We start from the raw sequence: 21,219 nt of genomic DNA on the forward strand, positions 1-21,219 counted from the left end.
CGGTAGCCGGGGAATCCCGACACGACCGCCCATTTCTCACCGGCGGCGCTTGCCTGGAGCGCACTCCAAGGATCTAGCGTGGACGCCATGACGGTGACGGAGATTACGGACACCAGGAGCGACACCTGCGCCGGACCCCCGCAAGGCGACCGGCGGCCGGACGGCAAGGACAAGTACACGATCAGCGAGGTGGCCGCCCTCACCGGGCTGACCGCGCACACCCTGCGCTGGTACGAGCGCATCGGGCTCATGCCGCACATCGACCGCTCCCACACCGGGCAGCGGCGCTACACCAACCGCGACCTCGACTGGCTCGCCCTGGTCGGCAAGCTCCGCCTGACCGGCATGCCGGTCGCCGACATGGTGCGCTACGCCGAACTGGTCCGGGCCGGCGACCACACCTACGCCGAGCGCTTCGACCTGCTCAAGGCGACCCGCGAGGACGTGCTGGCCCGCATCGCCGAACTCCAGGGCACCCTCGCCGTCCTGGACCGCAAGATCAGCTTCTACGCGGACGCCGGGCGCGCCCTGGCCTCGGAAAGGGCATGATGACCGACCACACCATCCCGACGACGACGCTCGGCGCGGGCGGCCCCGAGGTGGGCGTGCAGGGCCTCGGCTGCATGGGCATGAGCTTCGCCTACGGCCCCACCGACGCGGACGCCTCCCGGGCGGCCCTGGAACGCGCCCTGGAGCGGGGCGTCACCCTCTTCGACACGGCCGACGCGTACGGTGCGGGCGACAACGAGCGGTTCCTCGCCCCGTTCCTCGCGGCCCACCGCGACGAGGTGCTGATCGCCACCAAGTTCGCCCTGTCGATCCCGCCGGACGACCCGACCCGGCGCATCGTCCGCAACGACCCGCCGTACATCCGGCAGGCCGTCGAGGCGAGCCTGCGCCGCCTGGACGTCGACGTCATCGACCTCTACTACATGCACCGGCGCGACGTGAACGTGCCGATCGAGGAGACCGTCGGCGTCATGGCGGACCTGGTCCGCGAGGGCAAGGTGAAGCAGCTGGGCCTCAGCGAGGTGACGGCCGGTGAGCTGCGCGCCGCGCACGCCGTGCACCCGATCGCCGCCGTGCAGTCGGAGTGGTCGCTGTTCAGCCGGGACATCGAGGCCGCCGTGGTGCCGGCCGCGCGCGACCTGGGCGTCACCCTCGTCCCGTACTCGCCGCTCGGCCGCGGCTTTCTCACCGGCGCCTTCACCGACGCCTCGAAGGACCTCACGCAGGACGACTTCCGCCGGACGATGCCGCGCTTCACCGGCGACAACGCGGCGGCCAACGCGGCCCTGCTGGAGCCGGTCCGCTCGGTCGCCGAGTCCCACGGCGCGACCCCCGCGCAGATCGCCCTGGCCTGGGTCCACCAGCAGGCGACGGTCCGTGACCTCCCGGTCGTCCCCATCCCCGGCACCCGCAGCCCGTCCCGCGTCGACGAGAACACGGCGGCCACCCGCATCACGCTGACGGAGTCCGACCTGGCCCTGCTCGGCCCGATCGCGGACAAGGTGGCGGGAACCCGCTACGCGGACATGTCGTTCACGTCAGCAGGGCGGGAGTAGAGGCGCGCCCCGAAGGGGCGCGGGGAACTGCGCGCCAAGCCCCCACGCACCCGCGGGGACGTCACAGCTCGGCGAGCAACTCCGCCTTCTTGGACGAGAACTCCTCATCCGTCACCAGCCCCGCCTGGTGCAGCTCCCCAAGATGCCGGATCCGCTCGGCGATGTCCGCGGGATCGCGCCGGGCGGACGTCACACCCCCCGCGCCCGCCGCAGGCGATATCGCCGGCACCGCCGCGCAGTCCCGCACCGCGGCCAGCACCGCCGCCGCGAACGGCAGCGACTCGTGCACGGGCCCGTACCCGAGCCCGAACACCACCGCGGCGGGGTCCTGGTCGGCCTGCGCCGGGGCCGGCACCGCCGTGTCCCGGCGCAGCAGCCGCAGATGACCCTCGAACACCTCGGGCGAACGCCACTCCACCCCGCTCAGCTCGGAGACGGGGAAGCGCTGGTCGCCGGCCTTCCACTTCGCCGAGGACGCCCCGGTCCAGAACCAGCGGAACGCCACCGACGTGCCGTCGAAGACCGCCTTGCCGTCGTACGCCTTGAACTGCAGCGGCGGCTCGGGCGCGGCCACCAGGTGGCGTTCGGCGGGGCCCGACTCGGTGAGCTGCTCGCGCAGTTCGTCGGCGTAGTACTCGGCGAGCGTCTCCCGCTCGGCGGGCAGCACCAGCCGGTAGGGGTCGCTGCTCTCCTTCAGCTGCCCGGCGGCCGCCTCCATCAGCGGGTCCGCTCCCGGCCGGGGCTCCAGACGCAGGACGACGGTCCCGCGCTTGCCGGGCGAGAGGGTCACGCCCTCGATCGCCTCCAGCGGCACGCGCCGTTCCCCGAGCGCCTGGAACAGCTTGGGTGTTCGAATCCCTCGTACGTAACGGATGAGCACGGAGTCGGACTCGAACTCCCAGGCGGCATGAAATCCGGCCAGTACGTCACCCATGCGGCTCATCGTATGCGGCACGAGCTTCTCCGTCCCCTCCCCACGCATACCGCAGTATCTCCGCTTCTACGCGCGTCCGGTAGGGGTCGTACCGGACAAACCCGCCAGACAGATGTCGTTCCTCTGCGCACACGACACCGCCGTGTATGCGCCAACCCCGATGCCCGCGAAGTTGCGCAGGCTGTCCGTGCCGGGCACGAAGTACCCGGCGTGCCCCTTGGCGTCACGGGCCGACAGCACCCGCGCGCCGAACCCGTCGGCCACCGGGTCGGCCCCGTGGCCCAGTCCGCCGAGCTCCAGGTGGGGCACGTCCTGGATCCAGTCGTCGGCGTCCCGCATCGCCCACACCCGCGCGGTGGTGCGCAGTTGGGAGGCGTGCTCCACCCGCATTCCCGGGCTGCCGGCCACGGCGATGTCGGACACCCGCTCCGGCAGTCCGGGCGCGGCCACGCCGCACACCACCGAGCCGTAGCTGTGGCAGAACAGCGAGACCGGGGCGAGGCCGGGCAGCCCCCGCACCAGCGCGTCCAGCCGGTCCGCGCCCTCCTCCGCGCGCATCGCCGTGGCCGCGTCCATGCCGAGCCCGCTGGGCGTGGTGTAGTCGGCCCAGGCGATCACGGCCGTGCGGGTCCCGGGATCGGCCCGCCGCTCGGCCTTGTAGAGCGACTTGGCCATGCCCACGGGGGCGGAGTGCCGCCGCTCGGTGCGCTGGAAGGTGAGCAGGTCGGTGTCGACACCGGGGACGACCACCGACACCCGCTCGGCACGGCGCAGGTCGCCGAAGACCTCGGCGACCCGTCCGGCGCCCGCCGGGTTGAAGGCGAGGATGTGCCGGTCCGGCCGCATCAGCGCCTCGATGCGGTCCATCCTGCGGGCCGCCTGCGCCTGGCCGTCGGGCGTGAGCCGGCTGTCGTGCACCCGTCTCAGCTCCGTCTCGCGGGCCTCGGCCAGCGCGATCCGGTTGGCGCGGTAGCGCAGTTCGACCGGCGCGCCGTTCATGTTGCCGACCGCCAGCGGAAAGCGCTCGGCGAGCCGGAGCCGCTGCGCGGCGGTGAGCGAGGCGAAGAACCGGGCCAGTCGCGTCGGCGCCGACTGCGGGTCGGGCAGCCGCTTCCCGGCCACCCGGCCGTCCTCCCACGCCGCGAGCGACGCCTGGAGGGGAGCGGGGTGGCGCTGGTGGCGCAGCGCCGTCCAGCCGGTGGTCGCCAGCATCACGAAGACCACGGCGAGCGCCAGCAGCGCCCGCCACACGTTCAGCTGGGGGGAGGTGTCGAAGGAAGTCACTGGGAGGACACACTAGGAGAACGAGAGTGTCTCGCGGGAATCCAGTGACCGGGATCACGTTTCGTGGGGCCGATTCAGGGATGCATCCGTACGCCAGTTCGTGGCGAGGGCCGGGCCGACATGGTCCAGGCAGGTCCGCATCAGATCCCGCAGCGCCTCCGTGCCGAGGTCGTCACCGGCGGACCAGAGCCGCTCCGCCACCCGGATCACCCCGGCGAAGGCGGCCACCAGGATGCGCGGCCGGGGATCGGAGTCGACGTCCAGCCCCTCGCGCTCGGCGATGATGCCCGCCAGTTCCTCCTCCAGCTCCGCCGACCGGCGCAGATGCGCGGCGAGCAGCGCGGGCGTGGACTCGATGACCCGGTACACGCGCATGTGAAGCTCCATCGGCACGAGCCGGCCGACGGCCTCGCCGATGGCGTCCCAGCTGTCCAGCACGGCCCGGCGCAGCGCCTCCAGCGGCGCCTCGTCGCGCGGGCGGGCCCGTACGGCCTCGGCGATCCGCTGCTCCGCCAGGCCCGGGACGAAGAGCGCCACCTCCTCCTTGCTGGCGAAGTAGCGGAAGAAGGTGCGCTGGGAGACGTCCACGGCCGCGGCGATGTCGTCGACCGTCGTGCCGTCGTACCCGCGCGTGACGATGAGGTCCAGGGCGGCCCGGACCAGGGCGTCCCGGGTCTGCTGCTTCTTGCGCTCGCGCAGACCCGGCCGTGGCAGCGCGCCCACGACGGTCCCGACCGTGTCCATGGCTCCTCCTTGAACCGTTCGCCCAGTTCAGGCTATGGGCGCATGTCCTGTCAGTTACTGACCGGTGAAATGGTTTGTCAAGTGTCAGCGGCTGACACTAGCCTCGAACGTATGACTAGTCAGACCACCCTCGACAAGGCGGGACAGGGGGACGGCCCTTCGGCCGGCCCGTCGGAGGCGACGCCCGGCAAGGGGCTGCGCGGGCACCCCTGGTTCACGCTGTTCACCGTCGCCGTGGGCGTGATGATGGTGGCCCTGGACGGCACCATCGTGGCCATCGCCAACCCGGCCATCGCCAGCGACCTCGGCGCCACGCTCGCCGACGTCCAGTGGATCACCAACGCGTACTTCCTCGCCCTCGCGGTGTCCCTGATCACCGCGGGCAAGCTCGGCGACCGCTTCGGCCACCGGCAGACCTTCCTCATCGGCGTGGTCGGCTTCGCCGCCGCCTCCGGGGCCATCGGCCTGTCCGACAGCATCACGCTCGTCATCGTCTTCCGGGTCCTCCAGGGCCTGTTCGGCGCGCTGCTGATGCCGGCCGCGCTCGGCCTGCTGCGGGCCACGTTCCCCGCCGAGAAGCTCAACATGGCCATCGGCATCTGGGGCATGGTCATCGGCGCCTCCACCGCCGGCGGCCCGATCCTCGGCGGCGTCCTCGTCGAGCACGTCAGCTGGCAGTCGGTGTTCTTCATCAACGTGCCCGTCGGCGTCGTCGCCGTCGCGCTCGGCGTGTGGATCCTGCTCGACCACCGCGCGGAGAACGCGCCGCGCTCCTTCGACATCCCCGGCATCGCCCTGCTGTCCGGCGCGATGTTCTGCCTCGTGTGGGCGCTCATCAAGGCGCCCGAGTGGGGCTGGGGCGACGGCAGGACCTGGGCGTTCATCGCCGCCTCGGTGGCCGGCTTCGTCGTCTTCGCCTTCTGGGAGACGAAGGTGAGGGAGCCGCTGATCCCGCTCGGCCTGTTCCGCTCCGTCCCGCTGTCCGCGGGCGTGGTGCTGATGGTCCTCATGGCCATCGCCTTCATGGGCGGCCTGTTCTTCGTCACCTTCTACCTCCAGAACGTGCACGGCCTCAGCCCGGTCGACGCCGGTCTGCACCTGCTGCCGCTCACCGGCATGATGATCGTCGGCTCCCCGCTCGCGGGCGTGGCGATCACCAAGGTCGGCCCGCGGATCCCGCTGGCGGGCGGCATGGCCTGCACCGCGCTCGCCATGTACGGCATCTCCACGCTGGAGAAGAGCACCGGCAGCCTCACCATGTCGGTCTGGTTCGCGCTGCTCGGCCTCGGCCTCGCCCCCGTCATGGTCGGCGCCACCGAGGTCATCGTGGGCAACGCGCCGCTGGAGCTCTCCGGTGTGGCCGGCGGTCTCCAGCAGTCCGCGATGCAGGTCGGCGGCAGCCTCGGCACCGCCGTGCTGGGCGCCGTGATGGCCTCCAAGGTGGACGGCGACCTGCCGGACAACTGGGCGAAGGCCGGGCTCCCGCCGCTGACGCCGGAACAGACCGGCGCGGCGTCCCAGGCGGTCCAGGTCGGCGTGCCTCCGGTCGCCAAGGGCACCCCCGAGGCGATCGCCGCGAAGATCACCGACGTCGCCCACGACACCTTCATCTCCGGCATGAGCCTGGCGTCGCTGGTCGCCGCCGGGGTCGCCGCGGTCGCCATCTTCGTCGCGCTGCTCACCAAGCGCGGTGAGAACGCGGAGGCGGGCGCGGGCGTCGGACACATCTGACGGCACGTCACGACAGGCCGCCGCGCGCGCCGCTGGAGGGGAGCGGCGCGCGCGGCGGCCGTCCGGCCGTACACGCGGGGGAATTCCGTACGGAAGCGGGGGTACCCGCCATGTCAACCAACCCGTCAGGGAGTTGACGATGGCGAGCTTCGGACACGGAACGCGCAGGCACCCCCGCACTCGCGGCCGGACGTGGTCGCGGTCCGGGCCGGATCGCGCGACGCTCGGGATGATCGGAGCCATCTGCGCCGTCGCCGGATTCCTCGTCCTGGGCATCGTGCTCGGCCCGGTGGCGATGGTGTGCGGCTGGCTGGCGATGGGCCGCAGCTGGGCGGGTTCCCGCTCGGCGCCGGCCCTGGTCGCCCTGGTTCTCGGCGCCATCGACACGCTCCTGGCCGTCATCTGGCTGGCCGGGGCGGGCGGCATGGGGACCGGCATGCTCTGACCCGGTCGACGGCATCAGTGAGGGGGCCTCCGGCGAAACAGCCGGAGGCCCCCTCATGTGTGAACCGCGCGATCGGCCCGGACCCGCCCGCGGCCGCCCCGCCGCCCCGGGTGGCGTTCCCCGCCCCGCCGGAGGCGCTACGCGTCGCCGCCCGCCGCGCCCGGGTCCGCGGCCGCCACGTCCAGCAGCTGGTACCGGTCGATCGCCTGCTTCAGCACCGAGCGGTCCAGATGCCCCTCACGCGCCAGCTCCGTCAGCACCGCCAGCACGACCGACTGCGCGTCGATGTGGAAGAACCGCCGCGCCGCCCCGCGCGTGTCCGCGAAGCCGAACCCGTCCGCGCCCAGCGACTGGTACGTCCCCGGCACCCAGCGCGCGATCTGGTCCGGCACCGACCGCATCCAGTCGGACACCGCCACCACCGGCCCCTGCGCCGAGGCCAGCTTGCGCGTCACGTACGGGGTGCGCTGCTCCTCCTCCGGGTGCAGCAGGTTGTGCCGCTCGCACTCCACCGCCTCGCGCCGCAGCTCGTTCCAGGAGGTCGCCGACCAGACGTCCGCCTTGACGTTCCACTCCTCCGCGAGGATCTTCTGCGCCTCCACCGCCCACGGCAGCGCGACCCCGGACGCCAGGATCTGCGCCGGCAGCGAGCCCGCCGTGCCCTCGCTGAAGCGGTACAGGCCCTTGACGATGCCCTCCACGTCCACGTTCTCCGGCTCCGCCGGGTGCTGGATGGGCTCGTTGTAGACCGTCAGGTAGTAGAAGACGTCCTCGCCGTGCGGGTGCTCCTCGGACGAGCCGTACATCCGGCGCAGCCCGTCCCGCACGATGTGCGCGATCTCGAAGCCGAACGCCGGGTCGTACGCGACGCACGCCGGGTTGGTCGAGGCGAGCAGCTGCGAGTGCCCGTCGGCGTGCTGGAGACCCTCGCCGGTCAGCGTGGTCCGCCCCGCGGTCGCGCCCAGCACGAAACCGCGCGCCAGCTGGTCGGCCATCTGCCAGAACTGGTCGCCGGTGCGCTGGAACCCGAACATCGAGTAGAAGACGTACACCGGGATGAGCGGCTCGCCGTGCGTGGCGTACGCCGAGCCCGCCGCGATCAGCGAGGCCGTGCAGCCCGCCTCGGAGATGCCGTCGTGCAGCATCTGACCCTGCGGCGATTCCTTGTAGGCGAGCAGCAGCTCCCGGTCCACCGCCTCGTACTGCTGGCCGAGCGGGTTGTAGATCTTCGCGCTCGGGAAGAACGAGTCCATGCCGAACGTGCGGTACTCGTCCGGCGCGATCAGCACGAACCGGCGGCCGATCTCCTTGTCCCGCATGAGGTCCTTGAGGAGCCGCACAAAGGCCATGGTCGTCGCGATGGACTGCTGGCCCGAGCCCTTCTTCACACTCGCGTACGCCTTGTCGTCCGGCAGTGCCAGCGGCTTGCCGCGCACCACCCGGGTCGGCACGTACCCGCCGAGGGACCGGCGCCGGTCGTGCATGTACTGGAGCTCCTCCGAGTCCGGCCCCGGGTGGTAGTAGGGCGGCAGGCCCGACTCCAGGTCCTTGTCCGGGATCGGCAGGTGCAGCCGGTCCCGGAAGTGCTTCAGGTCGTCGACCGTCAGCTTCTTCATCTGGTGCGTGGCGTTGCGGCCCTCGAAGTTCGGGCCGAGCGTCCAGCCCTTGATCGTCTTCGCCAGGATGACCGTCGGCTGGCCCTTGTGCTCCACCGCCGCCTTGTACGCCGCGTAGATCTTGCGGTGGTCGTGGCCGCCGCGCCCCAGGTGCAGGATCTGGTCGTCGGTCATGCCCTCGACCATGGCGCGCAGCCGGTGGTCGTCGCCGAAGAAGTGGTCGCGGATGTACGCCCCGGACTCGGTGGCGTACGTCTGGAACTGGCCGTCCGGCGTGGTGTTCATCTTGTTCACCAGCACGCCGTCGCGGTCCTGCGCCAGCAGCGGGTCCCAGGTGCGGTCCCAGATCAGCTTGATCACGTTCCAGCCGGCGCCGCGGAAGACCGACTCCAGCTCCTGGATGATCTTGCCGTTGCCGCGCACCGGGCCGTCCAGCCGCTGGAGGTTGCAGTTGACGACGAAGGTCAGGTTGTCCAGGCCCTCGCGCGCGGCGATGCTCAGCTGGCCCAGCGACTCCGGCTCGTCCATCTCGCCGTCGCCGAGGAACGCCCACACGTGCGACTTCGAGGTGTCCGCGATCCCGCGCGCGTGCATGTAGCGGTTCATCCGCGCCTGGTAGATCGCGCCGATCGGGCCGAGGCCCATCGACACGGTGGGGAACTCCCAGAAGTCCGGCATCGAGCGCGGATGCGGGTACGACGACAGCGCGTACGGCGCCTTCGACTTCTCCTGGCGGAAGCCGTCCAGGTGCTGCTCGCTCAGCCGGTCCAGCAGGTACGCGCGCGCGTAGATGCCCGGCGAGGCGTGCCCCTGGAAGAAGACCTGGTCGCCGCCGTCGCCCTCGTCCTTGCCGCGGAAGAAGTGGTTGAAGCCCACGTCGTACAGCGACGCCGAGGAGGCGAACGTCGCGATGTGGCCGCCCACCCCGATGCCCGGGCGCTGGGCGCGCGAGACCATCACCGCGGCGTTCCAGCGGGTCGCGTTCAGGATCTTGCGCTCGATCTCCTCGTTGCCCGGGAAGAACGGCTCCGCCCGGGTGGGGATCGTGTTCACGTAGTCCGTGCTGCGCATCTCGGGCACGGCCACGCGCCGGGCGCGGGCCCGCTCGATCAGCCGCAGCATCAGATAACGGGCCCGCTCCCGGCCGCGCTCGTCGACCGCGGCGTCGAGGGAGTCGAGCCACTCCTGGGTTTCCTCGGGGTCGAAGTCAGGAACCTGACTCGGAAGGCCGCCAATGATGATCGGGCTGCGATCGGATGCGGAAGCCACGCTGTTCCTTACCTGTCAGAGGGCCGTGAAAGGGCCGTCGTCTCGCTCGCCACGGCCCGGTGTGCGCCGCTCCCATGCTCCACCCCGCGGCCGCGGACGTCATCTCTACCGAGAGGTAATCCCTCGGCGCGGCCGGTACGGTGACGCAAGGGGCGAATACATGCGAGTCTCGTACCCACAGACGGTTCCCAAACGCCCAAACGGGGCACAAAGGTGTGGTGTCCATCACTGCTGACGGAGACGGGGTGCCTGGAGTTGCGGTGACCCGGCCAGGATCGTCACCGTTTCGGCGGTCCGCACGGCCGGGTACTTGCGCGATCCGTCCCGCCCGTGTGGACTACGGCCAATGCTTCGCGCACGCGCGTGGCTGAGACATTTCCCAAGACATGATCAGGAGGCAACCCGTGAGCGCGACCGCGGACCACGCGGAGGAGCGGACGAACCCTGCCGCCAGGCTGGGGTTCCAGCCCGGGCAGGTGGTCCAGGAGATCGGCTACGACGACGACGTCGACCAGGAGCTCCGCGAGGCCATCGAGGGCGTCATCGAGAGCGACCTTGTCGACGAGGACTACGACGACGTGGCCGACGCCGTTGTGCTGTGGTTCCGCGACGACGACGGCGACCTGACGGATGCGCTGGTGGATGCCACCACGTACATCGAAGAGGGCGGCGCGATCCTGCTGCTCACGCCGAAGACCGGCCGGGACGGCTACGTCGAGCCGAGCGACATCTCGGAGGCCGCCACCACGGCCGGCCTGACGGCGTCCAAGAGCGTCAGCGTGGGCAAGGACTGGAGCGGCAGCCGGCTGGCGACCCCGAAGGCCGCCAAGTCGAAGCGGTGACACACCCCCGGACGGGCCGGCGACGACGTGCGTCGCACGCGTCGGCCCGTTCGCGGGACCCTCGTCCGGCCTGCGTAGGGTGGCCGCACGGCACCACCCCGGACACACGAGGACGACGATGACGATCCCGGTCGGAGCGCAGGCCCCCGACTTCGAACTCAAGGACAACCACGGCGCCCCGGTGCGCCTGTCCGACTTCCGCGGGCACAGGAACGTCGTGCTGCTCTTCTACCCGTTCGCCTTCACCGGCGTCTGCACCGGCGAGCTGAGCGAGATCCGCGACCGGCTGGAGCAGTTCGCCGAGCGCGACGCCGAGGTGCTCGCCGTCTCCAACGACTCCATCCACACCCTCCGCGTCTTCGGCGAGCAGGAGGACCTTCCCTTCCCGCTGCTCAGCGACTTCTGGCCGCACGGCAACGTCTCGCGTGCCTACGGCGTCTTCGACGAGGACAAGGGCTGCGCGGTACGCGGAACCTTCGTGATCGACCGGCAGGGCGTCGTGCGCGCCACCGTCACCAGCGCGATGGCGGACGCCCGGGACGCCGGCGAGTACCTCGCGGCGCTCGACACCCTGTGATCGTCCGTCCCCAGGGCCTGCGGGCCGGGGGAACCCGTCACTAGGATCGACTCGTTGATCCGACATCCATGCACAACGGGGCATCCCGCCCCCGGGACACCAAGGGAGGACTCGTGGGAGTCAGCCTCAGCAAGGGCGGCAACGTATCGCTGAGCAAGGAGGCGCCGGGCCTGACCGCGGTCATCGTCGGACTGGGGTGGGACGTCCGTACCACGACCGGCACCGACTTCGACCTCGACGCCAGCGCCCTGCTGCTGAACAACTCGGGCAAGGTCGCCAGCGACCAGCACTTCATCTTCTTCAACAACCTCAAGAGCCCCGACGGGTCCGTCGAGCACACCGGCGACAACCTCACCGGCGAGGGCGAGGGCGACGACGAGCAGATCAAGGTCAACCTCGCCACGGTCCCGGCCGACGTCGAGAAGATCGTCTTCCCGGTCTCCATCTACGACGCCGAGAACCGCCAGCAGTCCTTCGGCCAGGTGCGCAACGCGTTCATCCGCGTCGTGAACCAGGCCGGCGGCGCCGAGATCGCCCGTTACGACCTGTCGGAGGACGCCTCGACCGAGACCGCCATGGTCTTCGGCGAGCTGTACCGCCACGGCGCGGAGTGGAAGTTCCGCGCCATCGGCCAGGGCTACGCCTCCGGTCTGCGCGGCATCGCGCAGGACTTCGGCGTGAACGTCTGAGACGGGCACGTCCCGGGTACGGACCCGATCGGCCGTCCCGTACGGCCACCGCCCGGGCGCCGCGCGCACCACACGCGCGGCGCCCGGGGACGCCCCCTCGCGGGGGAGTGCAGGAGCACCTGGAAACACCACCCGGAGGGGGACCAGCATCATGGGCGTCACGCTCGCCAAAGGGGGAAATGTCTCCCTGTCCAAAGCCGCACCCAACCTCACGCAGGTGATGGTCGGGCTCGGCTGGGACGCGCGCTCCACCACGGGCGCCGACTTCGACCTCGACGCCAGTGCGCTGATGTGCAGCGGCGGCCGGGTCATGGGGGACGAGTGGTTCGTCTTCTACAACCAGCTCAAGAGCCCCGACGGCTCCGTGGAGCACACCGGCGACAACCTCACCGGTGAGGGCGAGGGCGACGACGAGTCCCTGCTGGTGGACCTGTCCAAGGTGCCGCAGCAGTGCGACAAGATCGTCTTCCCGGTGTCCATCCACATGGCGGACGAGCGCGGCCAGACCTTCGGCCAGGTCAGCAACGCCTTCATCCGCGTGGTGAACCAGGCGGACGGCCAGGAGCTCGCCCGCTACGACCTCAGCGAGGACGCCTCCACGGAGACGGCGATGATCTTCGGTGAGCTCTACCGCTACCAGGGCGAGTGGAAGTTCCGTGCAGTAGGGCAGGGGTACGCGTCGGGTCTGAGGGGCATCGCTCTAGACTTCGGGGTCAACGTTTCGTAAAGCCGCCACGGCGGCGGGGGAGACCCGTACACACACCTGGGGTAGCCAGTGGTTCTGAAAACCTTCGGCTGGTCGTTCGCGGTGACCGCGCTCGGCCTGGTCGCAGCGATCCTCTTCGGGGGGTGGACCGCCTTCGGAATCGTGGCGATCCTCTCGATCCTCGAGATCTCGCTGTCCTTCGACAACGCGGTGGTCAACGCCGGAATCCTGAAGAAGATGAATGCCTTCTGGCAGAAGATCTTCCTCACCGTCGGCATCCTGATCGCCGTCTTCGGCATGCGACTGGTCTTCCCCGTCGTCATCGTCGCGATCAGCGCACAGCTCGGACCGATCGAGGCCGTCGACCTCGCGCTCAGCGACAAGGACCGGTACCAGGAGCTCGTCACCGACGCCCACCCGGCCATCGCGGCCTTCGGCGGCATGTTCCTGCTCATGATCTTCCTGGACTTCATCTTCGAGGACCGGGACATCAAGTGGCTGGCCTGGCTGGAGCGGCCGCTGGCCAAGCTCGGCAAGGTCGACATGCTGTCGGTCTGCATCGCGCTGATCGTCCTGCTGATCTCCGCCATGACCTTCGCCACCCACGCCCACCAGCACGGCGGCGCGCACGTGGACAAGGCGGAGACCGTCCTGCTGGCCGGCATCGCCGGTCTGGTCACCTACATGATCGTGGGCGGACTCTCCGGCTACTTCGAGGACAAGCTCGAAGAGGAGGAGGAGCAGGAGCACGAGGAGGAGGAGAAGGCCGCCCGCGAGGGCAAGCCCAGGTCGGCGGTCGCCCTGGCCGGCAAGGCCGCGTTCTTCATGTTCCTCTACCTCGAGGTGCTGGACGCGTCCTTCTCCTTCGACGGTGTCATCGGCGCCTTCGCCATCACCAACGACATCGTCCTCATGGCGCTCGGCCTCGGCATCGGCGCCATGTACGTCCGGTCGCTCACGGTCTACCTGGTCCGCCAGGGCACCCTGGACGACTACGTGTACCTGGAGCACGGCGCGCACTACGCGATCGGCGCCCTGGCGCTGATCCTGCTGGTCACCATCCAGTACCAGATCAACGAGATCATCACCGGTCTCGTCGGCGTCGTGCTGATCGGCGCCTCCTTCTGGTCCTCCGTGCGCCGCAACAAGCGGATCGCGGAGGCCGAGGCACAGGCGGGCGAGAAGACCGAGGTCTCGTCCGGGGTGTGACAGCCCTCCGGGAGAGGAACGCTCTCGACGGGGCGGCCACGAGGAGCAGTCCTCGCAGGCCGCCCCGTCGGCCGTGCGGCGCACCGGCGCCCCGCGGCCGCCGGCGGGGGTTCGACGAGTGGACGTGGGGCGGGAATGGGTTTACTGGACGGACTGCGGCGCGGCCGGAACGACGACTTCGACTCCGGCAACGCGGCCACCAACGCCATCGAGCTGACCAAGCGGCACAGCCATGTGTCGCTGACCAAACAGGGCGCGGCCACCGGCCATCTGCGGATCAACCTGAGCTGGCAGATGCGCACCTCCGACTTCGGCGGCCCGCAGCGCGAGAGCCTGCTGCGCCACCCGTTCAAGGCGCTCAGGCCGCCGGAGGTCGTCGGGCACAGCCAGTCCATGGTCAACGTCGACCTCGACCTGGGGTGCCTGTACGAGCTCCAGGACGGCACCAAGGGCGTGGTGCAGCCCCTCGGCGGCTACCTCGGCGACGTCAACGGCCCGCCGTACGTGAAGCTCAGCGGCGACGACCGGTTCGGCTCCGCCTCCGGCGAGACGATCTACGTCAACCTCGACCAGCGGGAGAACATCAAACGCCTGCTGGTCTTCGCCTACATCTACGACCAGACGCCCGCCTTCGACCGCACCAAGGCCGTCGTCACGCTCTACCCGAGCAACGGCCCGCGCATCGAGATCTCCCTCGACGAACGCCAGCCGCAGGCCCGCTCCTGCGCGGTGGTGCTGATCGAGAACGTGAAGAACGAGATCGTCGTGCGCCGGGAGGTCCGGTTCGTCTACGGCTTCCAGGCCGAGCTGGACCGGCTGTACGGGTGGGGCCTGCAGTGGGGCCGGGGCTTCAAGACCAAGGCCGACCGCTGAGGCGCGGCCGGCCGGTTCCTGGTCCTGGTTCTGGTCCGGTGCGGGTGTCGGTGCCGCTGGTTCCGGTGCCTGTGCCGGTGCGGCCTAGCGGCCGATGAACTGCGGTCCCTGCGGGGGCAGCCGGAAGTCCGGGTCGGGCGCGCCCGTGGCCGGCGGCGGGAAGCCGTACCTGTCCTGCGCCGCCTGGGCGGCGGCCGTGGCGGGCGCGGGCGCCGGGTAGCCCTGGCCGGGCGGGCTCGTCGGGTGCGGGTAGCCGTAGCCGGGCGGGCTGGACGGGTGCGGGTAGCCGTAGGCGGGCTGGGCGGCGGCGGGCTGGGCGGCCGGGGGCTGCTGCGGGGGGTAGCCGTACGCGGGCTGCGTGGGCACGCCCGCGGGCGGCTGCTCGGGCGGCAGCGGCCGGGACACCTCCGGGGCCGGCGGCGCCGGGACCTGCGTCGTCACCGCGTCGGGCGAGGCGGAACCGGGGGTCTGCGCGAGCGGCTCGGGCGTGCCCGGCGCGGCGGACGCGTCCGGCTCCTCGGCGGCCTCCGACTCGTCCACCGAGATACCGAAGTCGGTCGCCAGGCCCTTCAGCCCGTTGGAGTAGCCCTCGCCGAGCGCCCGGAACTTCCAGCCCTCCCCGCGCCGGTACAGCTCGCCGCAGATCAGCGCGGTCTCCTGGCCCGTCTCCGGCTTGACGTCGAAGTACGCCAGGGCCTCGCCGTCCGGGTTCTGCGCGTCGTACAGCAGAATGCGCAGCGCCCGTACGCGGTCGAAGGTGACGCCGTCCGCCGACGCGACGAGCAGAATCCGGCCGACACCGGACTCGACACCGGCGAGGTCCGTCTGGATCGTGTCGGTCAGGGCCTCGGCGACGCGCTTCTTGCCGAGCCGCCACACCTTCCCGGACGGGTGCCGGGGCTGGTTGTAGAAGACGAAGTCCTCGTCGGAGCGCACGCGGCCGTCGAGACCGAGGAGCAGCGCGGAGGCGTCCACGTCCGGCACCCCCTGCCCGGGCGACCAGCGCAGCACGGCGCGTACCGTGGTGGCCTCGAGAGGAACGTTCGACCCCTTCAGCATCGCGTGCGTCATGCGGTCATCCTGCCTTCTCCGTCCTGGTCACGACAACGCGGGGGGTTGGCTCCGACATCACGGGGTTACTTGAAGTTCATGCCCGGCGGGAACCGCCGACATGGACCTCTACGTACTATTACCGGCCACCTTCCGGCCTTTCACAGAGTCCATCACTGCCACGGGGGAGTTTCAATGCGTCATTTCGGGCACATCGCCCCTGAGGTGCGGAAACGTCTCTTCTATCGGGAGCCCTGCGAGTTCACCGCCGACTCGCCGGCCCGGGTGCTGTCCGCGGCGCTCGGCGCCACCCTCTACAGCCCCGCCACCCGGCCCCGGCTCGCCGACGACATCCTCAAGCAGGGCGCCCACGGCGTGGTCTCCATGGTGCTGTGCCTGGAGGACTCCATCAGCGACGCCGACGTCGCCGCCGGCGAGGAGAACCTGGTCCGCCAGCTCACCGACCTCGCCGGACGCCCCGGGGCGGACCTGCCGCTGCTGTTCGTCCGGGTCCGCGAGCCCGAGCAGATCGGCGACCTGGTCCGCCGCCTCGGCCCCGCCGTCGCGGTGCTGTCCGGATTCGTACTGCCGAAGTTCACCGGCGAGCGCGGCCTGCCCTTCCTCGAGGCGCTCACCGCCGCCGAGTCCGCCTCCGGCCGCCGGCTGTTCGCCATGCCCGTGCTGGAGTCGCCCGAGCTGCTCTACCGCGAGAGCCGCGTGGAGACCCTCGAGGGCATCTTCCGCGCCGTCGACAAGTACCGCGACCGCGTCCTCGCCCTGCGCCTCGGCGTCACCGACTTCTGCTCCTCCTACGGGCTGCGCCGCGGCCCCGACATGACCGCCTACGACATCCAGGTCGTCGCCTCCGTCATCTCCGACGTGGTGAACATGCTCGGCCGCGCCGACGGCACCGGCTTCACCGTGACCGGGCCCGTCTGGGAGTACTTCCACGTGCAGGAACGCATGTTCAAACCGCAGCTGCGGCAGAGCCCCTTCCTGGAGGTGGAGGCCACGGCCCTGCGCCAGAAGCTCATCGAGCACGCCATGGACGGCCTGCTCCGCGAGATCTCCCTGGACCGGGCCAACGGCCTGCTCGGCAAGACCTGCATCCACCCCTCGCACGTGCTGCCCGTGCACGCGCTGTCCGTCGTCAGCCACGAGGAGTTCAGCGACGCCCAGGACATCCTCCGGCCGGAACGCGACGGCGGGGGTGTACTGCGGTCCGCGTACACGAACAAGATGAACGAGGTGAAGCCGCACCGCGCCTGGGCGGAACGGACCCTGCTGCGCGCCACGGTCTTCGGCGTCGCCAACGAGGACATCGGCTTCGTCGAACTGCTCGCGGCCGGCCTGGCCGAGTGAGCGGGGCGTCCGGCTCAGTGACCGAGAGGGAGAGAAGTGTGAACACCTGGTCCGGCACCTGGGTCGCCGAGCGGCTCGGCGTCGAGCTGGCCGGCGACGAACGGCTGCGCGGGATGCTGGGGCTGGCGCTGCGGCGCAACCCCAAGCGCGCCCACCTGCTGGTCTCCAACGTCCTCGGCAAGCACGTGCCCCAGGCGCCGTCCGTGGTGTACGGGCACGGCGTCGAGCTCGGCCGCCAGGTGCGGGAGCTGCTGGGCGACGCCGCGGCCGGCCGGGCCGTCGTGCTCGGGTACGCCGAGACCGCGACCGGCCTCGGCCACTCCGTCGCCGACGGCCTGGGCGCCGCGCCCTACCTGCACTCCACGCGCCGGCCGGTCGCCGGGGTCGCCACCGCCGGCGGCTTCGAGGAGTCCCACTCGCACGCCACCTCCCACCTGCTGCTGCCCGAGGACCCGTCCCTGCTCGCCGGGGACGGGCCGCTGGTGCTCGTCGACGACGAGTTCTCGACGGGGAACACGGTCCTGAACACCGTGCGCGACCTGCACGCGCGGTATCCGCGGCAGCGGTACGTGGTGGTCGCCCTGGTCGACATGCGGTCGCCGGCGGACGCCGGGCGGCTGGAGGGGTTCGCCCGGGAGATCGGCGCGCGGATCGACCTGGTGACGACCGCGTCGGGCACGGTGCGGCTGCCCGACGGCGTCCTGGAGAAGGGGCAGGAGCTGGTCGCGGAACATGAGACGGCCGCGGTGCCGTCCTCGGGGACGCGGGGAACCGCGCGACAAGCCCCCACCGGGCCGCAGCCGCTTGGCAACGTCACGCGAGTGGACCTCCGCTGGCCGGCCGGCCTCCCGGACGGAGGCCGTCACGGCTTCACGCCCTCCCACCGCACCCGGCTGGAAGCCGCCCTCCCCGCCATGGCGGACCGAATAGCCACCGCCCTCCCGGAAACCGCGCACCGCGTCCTGATCCTCGGCTTCGAGGAACTGATGTACGCCCCCCTGCGGCTGGCCGCGGAACTGGAGCGCACCACCACCGCCGAGGTGCGCTTCTCCACCACCACCCGCTCACCCGTCCTGGCGGTCGACGACCCCGGGTACGCCATCCGCACCCGCCTCGCCTTCCCCGCCCACGACGACCCCGCCGACGGCCCCGGCGAGCGCTACGCCTACAACGTCGCCGGCGCCGGCTTCGACGCCGTGGTCGCCGTCGTCGACTCGGCCGCCGACACCCCCGCGCTGCACGCCCCCGGCGGCCTGCTCGCCCGGCTCGCCGAACACACCCCGCACGTCCTCCTGGCGGTCGTACCGTCGTACGTGCCCGCCGTCGCCCAGGACGCCCCCGAAAGGCCCGCCACCATGCTGCCCGAGCCCCTCCGCGGCCCCGCCTTCTCCTCGTACGCGCCCGAGGAGGTCGGCTGGCTGCTCCAGGACCTCTCGGACGTGACGCTGGAGGCGCCGACCGAGGAGCGCGAGGAGGCCATCCAGAGCGGCGGCGCCCACTACGCCGAGTCGCTGCCGGTGGAGTACCAGCCGAGCGAGCAGTACCAGCGGCTCTTCCACAACGCCCTGGACGCCTCGGCGGCCCGCCTCGCGCACGCCGTCGGCGTGGTCACCGAGACCGTCCTCGCCGAACGGCCGCCCCGCCCCGTACTGGTGTCGCTGGCCCGCGCCGGCACCCCCGTGGGCATCCTGATGCGCCGCTGGGCGCGGCACCGCCACGGCCTCGACCTGCCGCACTACGCCGTCTCCATCGTGCGCGGCCGCGGCATCGACGCCAACGCCCTGCGCTGGCTGGCCGCCCACCACGACCCGCGCGACGTGGTGTTCGTCGACGGCTGGACCGGCAAGGGCGCCATCACCCGCGAACTCGCCCAGGCCGTCGAGGCGTTCGAGAAGGCCGAGGGTGTCACCGGCTTCGACCCGGAGATCGCGGTCCTCGCCGACCCCGGCTCCTGCGTCCGCACCTACGGCACCCGCGAGGACTACCTGATCCCCTCCGCCTGCCTCAACTCCACGGTCTCCGGCCTGATCTCCCGCACCGTGCTCCGCGCCGACCTGGTCGGCCCGGACGACTACCACGGCGCGAAGTACTACCGCGAACTCGCCGACGCCGACCTCTCGGTGGCCTTCCTGGACGCCGTCTCCGCCCGCTTCGAGGAGGTCACCGAGGCCGCCTGCGCCGAGGCCAAGGACCTGCTCGCCGCCGACCGCACGCCCACCTGGGAGGGCTGGGCCGCCGTGGAGCGCATCAGCGAGGAGTACGGCATCCACGACGTCAACCTCGTCAAGCCCGGCGTCGGCGAGACCACCCGGGTGCTGCTGCGCCGGGTGCCCTGGAAGGTACTGGCCCGCGCCGGGGCCGGCGCCGACCTCGACCACGTCCGCCTCCTCGCCGAGCAGCGGGGCGTCCCCGTGGAGGAGGTCCCCGGCCTGCCCTACACCTGCGTCGGCCTGATCCACCCCCGCTTCACCCGGGGCGCCACCGGCGCCGACGGCACGGCGGTGACCCGCTGATGCCCGTCATCGTCGCCAGCGACCTCGACCGCACCCTCATCTACTCCGCCGCCGCGCTCGCCCTGACCATGCCCGACGCGCGGGCGCCCCGGCTGCTGTGCGTGGAGGTCCACGAGAGCCGGCCCCTGTCCTACCTGACGGAGACCGCGGCCCAGCTCCTCACCGAGCTGGGCGACGAGGCCCTGTTCGTCCCCACCACCACCCGCACCCGCAAGCAGTACCAGCGCATCAACCTCCCGGGACCTCCTCCCACCTACGCGATCTGCGCCAACGGCGGCCATCTGCTCGTCGACGGCGTCTCCGACCCGGACTGGCACGCGCGCGTCCAGGCCCGGCTGGCCGACGAGTGCGCCCCGCTGGCCGAGGTCCAGGACCACCTGCTGCGCACCGCCGACCCCGTGTGGGTGCGCAAGCACCGGACCGCCGAGGACCTCTTCGCCTACCTCGTCGTGGAGCGCGAGCTGCTGCGCGAGGAGTGGGTGAAGGAACTCGGGGAGTGGGCGGAGAACCGCGGCTGGACGGTGTCCCTCCAGGGCCGCAAGATCTACGCCGTGCCCAAGCCGCTCACCAAGAGCACCGCCATGCGGGAGGTCGCCCGGCGCTCCGGCGCCGACCTGACCCTCGCCGCGGGCGACTCCCTCCTGGACGCGGACCTGCTCCTCGCCGCCGACCTGGGCTGGCGCCCCGGCCACGGCGAGCTCGCCGAGGCCTCCTGGACGGCCCCCGGAGTCCGCGCCCTGCCCGAGCGGGGCGTCCTGGCGGGCGAACGCATCCTCCGCGAGTTCCTCCGCACCGTCCGCTCCCGCTGAGCGGGGGCCTCGCCGGGGGTCGGCCCGCGCCCTGCCGGGGGCCGGCGCCCTGCCGGGGCCGGCGGCGGGATCAGCCGGGGCGGCGCAGGCTCAGGGTGTCGGCGGCCTGGTGCCGCGCAGGGCGGGCGTCCCCGGACGGGGCGCCGGAGTCCTGGCCGGCACGGGCGCCGGCTTCCGCGTCGGAGCCGGACTCGCCGTCCGCGTCGCGGGAGCCTGCCCCCGCCGGGCCGCGGCCGGCGCGACGGCTGCCGCCGCCCGAACGGAACAGGCGTATGACGACGAAGGCCACGAGGGCCAGGGCGGCCGCCGCCAGCACCGCCTTCGAGTAGGCCGACACGACGGACGTCACCTGCGTCCAGTTGTCCCCGAGCACGTATCCCGCGAGCACGAACGCCGTGTTCCATATCGCGCTGCCCAGCGTGGTCAGACCGAGGAACAGCGGCAGCCGCATCCGCTCCACCCCGGCGGGTATGGACACGAGACTGCGGAACAGCGGGATCATCCGGCCGAAGAACACCGCCTTCGGCCCGTGCCGCAGGAACCACGCCTCCGTCCTCTCCACGTCCGCGGCCTTCACCAGCGGCAGCCGTCCCGCCAGGGCCAGCGTCCGCTCCCGGCCCAGCAGCGCCCCCACCCCGTACAGGGCGAGCGCGCCGATCACCGAGCCGGCGGTGGTCCACAGCAGCACGGCGATCAGGCCCATCCGCCCGTTGCTCGCGGCGAAGCCGGCCAGCGGCAGGATCACCTCGCTCGGCACCGGCGGGAAGAGGTTCTCGAGCGCGATGGCGAGGCCGGCCCCGGGCGCGCCGAGGGCGTCCATCAGGTCGTTGACCCACCGGGGTCCGGCGTCCGTGTCCGAGGCCGCCATGATCGTCTGCGCTGCGATGGCTGTCATGTCGTCCACGCTAGGAAATCGGAGCTGAAGGGTCGCTGAGGAAAGCCGCACGATCGGGTGCGGTTCTCCGCACGGTCCCTTGCGGTTCTCCGCAGGGCGAATTGCG

19 protein-coding genes are annotated in these 21,219 nt (G+C 71.6%); 13 read left to right on the plus strand and 6 right to left on the minus strand.

What is annotated here, in order from left to right; all coding sequences use genetic code 11:
• Positions 1-87: 87 nt before the first annotated feature.
• The gene (locus ACFOSY_RS18920; protein WP_394308311.1) at positions 88-549 is read left to right on the plus strand and encodes a MerR family transcriptional regulator; all 462 of its coding nucleotides are present in this window, start codon (positions 88-90) and stop codon (positions 547-549) included.
• Positions 549-1,565, plus strand: coding sequence for an aldo/keto reductase (locus ACFOSY_RS18925; RefSeq protein ID WP_394308966.1), 1,017 nt, complete (start codon positions 549-551; stop codon positions 1,563-1,565). The genes ACFOSY_RS18920 and ACFOSY_RS18925 overlap by 1 nt, the downstream gene beginning before the upstream one ends.
• A 61-nt stretch (positions 1,566-1,626) precedes the next feature.
• Here ACFOSY_RS18925 and ACFOSY_RS18930 read toward each other — a convergent pair whose 3' ends face one another.
• The 3 genes from ACFOSY_RS18930 to ACFOSY_RS18940 form a co-directional block, all read right to left on the minus strand.
• Complete coding sequence (locus tag ACFOSY_RS18930; protein ID WP_394308313.1) at positions 1,627-2,499, minus strand: DUF4429 domain-containing protein; 873 nt, start codon at positions 2,497-2,499, stop codon at positions 1,627-1,629.
• Between the two features lie 66 nt (positions 2,500-2,565).
• The gene (locus tag ACFOSY_RS18935; protein ID WP_394308314.1) at positions 2,566-3,783 is read right to left on the minus strand and encodes an alpha/beta hydrolase; all 1,218 of its coding nucleotides are present in this window, start codon (positions 3,781-3,783) and stop codon (positions 2,566-2,568) included.
• Between the two features lie 54 nt (positions 3,784-3,837).
• Complete coding sequence (locus ACFOSY_RS18940; protein WP_394308317.1) at positions 3,838-4,527, minus strand: TetR family transcriptional regulator; 690 nt, start codon at positions 4,525-4,527, stop codon at positions 3,838-3,840.
• Between the two features lie 111 nt (positions 4,528-4,638).
• Here ACFOSY_RS18940 and ACFOSY_RS18945 point away from each other — a divergent pair, with 111 nt between their 5' ends.
• A complete protein-coding gene (locus ACFOSY_RS18945; RefSeq protein ID WP_394308319.1) occupies positions 4,639-6,258 on the plus strand; it encodes an MFS transporter in 1,620 nt (539 codons plus the stop codon).
• 139 nt (positions 6,259-6,397) lie between these two features.
• Positions 6,398-6,703 (plus strand): small hydrophobic protein, encoded by a 306-nt coding sequence (locus ACFOSY_RS18950; protein ID WP_394308321.1) that lies wholly within the window; start codon positions 6,398-6,400, stop codon positions 6,701-6,703.
• Between the two features lie 137 nt (positions 6,704-6,840).
• On the opposite strand, the gene aceE is transcribed toward ACFOSY_RS18950, so the two are convergent.
• Entirely contained in the window at positions 6,841-9,588 is a 2,748-nt protein-coding gene (aceE, locus tag ACFOSY_RS18955; RefSeq protein ID WP_394308322.1) for a pyruvate dehydrogenase (acetyl-transferring), homodimeric type, read from the minus strand.
• A gap of 404 nt (positions 9,589-9,992) precedes the next feature.
• On the opposite strand from aceE, the gene ACFOSY_RS18960 reads away from it, so the two are divergent.
• From ACFOSY_RS18960 to ACFOSY_RS18985, 6 genes are all read left to right on the plus strand, one after another.
• Positions 9,993-10,430: a DUF3052 domain-containing protein gene (locus tag ACFOSY_RS18960; RefSeq protein ID WP_031018687.1), complete on the plus strand. Its 438-nt coding sequence runs from the start codon at positions 9,993-9,995 to the stop codon at positions 10,428-10,430.
• A 118-nt stretch (positions 10,431-10,548) separates the two neighbouring features.
• Entirely contained in the window at positions 10,549-11,007 is a 459-nt protein-coding gene (locus tag ACFOSY_RS18965) for a peroxiredoxin (RefSeq protein WP_369155786.1), read from the plus strand.
• A gap of 113 nt (positions 11,008-11,120) precedes the next feature.
• Positions 11,121-11,696 (plus strand): calcium homeostasis/redox stress adaptation protein, encoded by a 576-nt coding sequence (locus ACFOSY_RS18970; protein ID WP_031018683.1) that lies wholly within the window; start codon positions 11,121-11,123, stop codon positions 11,694-11,696.
• 151 nt (positions 11,697-11,847) lie between these two features.
• Positions 11,848-12,423, plus strand: coding sequence for a TerD family protein (locus ACFOSY_RS18975; protein WP_254587688.1), 576 nt, complete (start codon positions 11,848-11,850; stop codon positions 12,421-12,423).
• 48 nt (positions 12,424-12,471) lie between these two features.
• Entirely contained in the window at positions 12,472-13,611 is a 1,140-nt protein-coding gene (locus tag ACFOSY_RS18980) for a DUF475 domain-containing protein (protein WP_394308327.1), read from the plus strand.
• A gap of 135 nt (positions 13,612-13,746) precedes the next feature.
• Positions 13,747-14,484 carry a TerD family protein gene (locus ACFOSY_RS18985; RefSeq protein WP_394308329.1) on the plus strand — a complete coding sequence of 246 codons (738 nt, stop codon included), beginning with the start codon at positions 13,747-13,749 and terminating at the stop codon, positions 14,482-14,484.
• 84 nt (positions 14,485-14,568) lie between these two features.
• Here ACFOSY_RS18985 and ACFOSY_RS18990 read toward each other — a convergent pair whose 3' ends face one another.
• The gene (locus ACFOSY_RS18990; RefSeq protein ID WP_394308331.1) at positions 14,569-15,555 is read right to left on the minus strand and encodes a TerD family protein; all 987 of its coding nucleotides are present in this window, start codon (positions 15,553-15,555) and stop codon (positions 14,569-14,571) included.
• A gap of 174 nt (positions 15,556-15,729) precedes the next feature.
• Here ACFOSY_RS18990 and ACFOSY_RS18995 point away from each other — a divergent pair, with 174 nt between their 5' ends.
• From ACFOSY_RS18995 to ACFOSY_RS19005, 3 genes are read left to right on the plus strand one after another with little or no spacing between them, the layout of a single operon-like run.
• Positions 15,730-16,896, plus strand: a complete 1,167-nt coding sequence (locus ACFOSY_RS18995; protein ID WP_394308333.1) for an HpcH/HpaI aldolase/citrate lyase family protein — start codon at positions 15,730-15,732, stop codon at positions 16,894-16,896.
• Positions 16,897-16,934: 38 nt separating this feature from the next.
• Positions 16,935-19,409, plus strand: coding sequence for a phosphoribosyltransferase (locus ACFOSY_RS19000; RefSeq protein ID WP_394308335.1), 2,475 nt, complete (start codon positions 16,935-16,937; stop codon positions 19,407-19,409).
• The gene (locus ACFOSY_RS19005; protein ID WP_394308337.1) at positions 19,409-20,218 is read left to right on the plus strand and encodes an HAD family hydrolase; all 810 of its coding nucleotides are present in this window, start codon (positions 19,409-19,411) and stop codon (positions 20,216-20,218) included. The genes ACFOSY_RS19000 and ACFOSY_RS19005 overlap by 1 nt, the downstream gene beginning before the upstream one ends.
• A 70-nt stretch (positions 20,219-20,288) precedes the next feature.
• Here the strand turns inward: ACFOSY_RS19005 and ACFOSY_RS19010 are convergent, their stop codons facing one another.
• Positions 20,289-21,113: a DedA family protein gene (locus ACFOSY_RS19010; RefSeq protein WP_394308339.1), complete on the minus strand. Its 825-nt coding sequence runs from the start codon at positions 21,111-21,113 to the stop codon at positions 20,289-20,291.
• Between the last annotated feature and the right edge of the window lie 106 nt (positions 21,114-21,219).

Origin of the sequence: Streptomyces lusitanus (genome assembly GCF_042647945.1) — a bacterium.
Lineage (GTDB): Bacteria > Actinomycetota > Actinomycetes > Streptomycetales > Streptomycetaceae > Streptomyces > Streptomyces pseudogriseolus.

Coding starts and splice junctions, on each gene's coding strand:
- ACFOSY_RS18920 (WP_394308311.1), top strand. CDS start 88: ATGACGGTGACGGAGATTACGGACACCAGGAGCGACACCTGCGCCGGA.
- ACFOSY_RS18925 (WP_394308966.1), top strand. CDS start 549: ATGACCGACCACACCATCCCGACGACGACGCTCGGCGCGGGCGGCCCC.
- ACFOSY_RS18930 (WP_394308313.1), bottom strand. CDS start 2,499: ATGGGTGACGTACTGGCCGGATTTCATGCCGCCTGGGAGTTCGAGTCC.
- ACFOSY_RS18940 (WP_394308317.1), bottom strand. CDS start 4,527: ATGGACACGGTCGGGACCGTCGTGGGCGCGCTGCCACGGCCGGGTCTG.
- ACFOSY_RS18945 (WP_394308319.1), top strand. CDS start 4,639: ATGACTAGTCAGACCACCCTCGACAAGGCGGGACAGGGGGACGGCCCT.
- ACFOSY_RS18950 (WP_394308321.1), top strand. CDS start 6,398: ATGGCGAGCTTCGGACACGGAACGCGCAGGCACCCCCGCACTCGCGGC.
- ACFOSY_RS18965 (WP_369155786.1), top strand. CDS start 10,549: ATGACGATCCCGGTCGGAGCGCAGGCCCCCGACTTCGAACTCAAGGAC.
- ACFOSY_RS18975 (WP_254587688.1), top strand. CDS start 11,848: ATGGGCGTCACGCTCGCCAAAGGGGGAAATGTCTCCCTGTCCAAAGCC.
- ACFOSY_RS18985 (WP_394308329.1), top strand. CDS start 13,747: ATGGGTTTACTGGACGGACTGCGGCGCGGCCGGAACGACGACTTCGAC.
- ACFOSY_RS18990 (WP_394308331.1), bottom strand. CDS start 15,555: ATGACGCACGCGATGCTGAAGGGGTCGAACGTTCCTCTCGAGGCCACC.
- ACFOSY_RS18995 (WP_394308333.1), top strand. CDS start 15,730: ATGCGTCATTTCGGGCACATCGCCCCTGAGGTGCGGAAACGTCTCTTC.
- ACFOSY_RS19005 (WP_394308337.1), top strand. CDS start 19,409: ATGCCCGTCATCGTCGCCAGCGACCTCGACCGCACCCTCATCTACTCC.
- ACFOSY_RS19010 (WP_394308339.1), bottom strand. CDS start 21,113: ATGACAGCCATCGCAGCGCAGACGATCATGGCGGCCTCGGACACGGAC.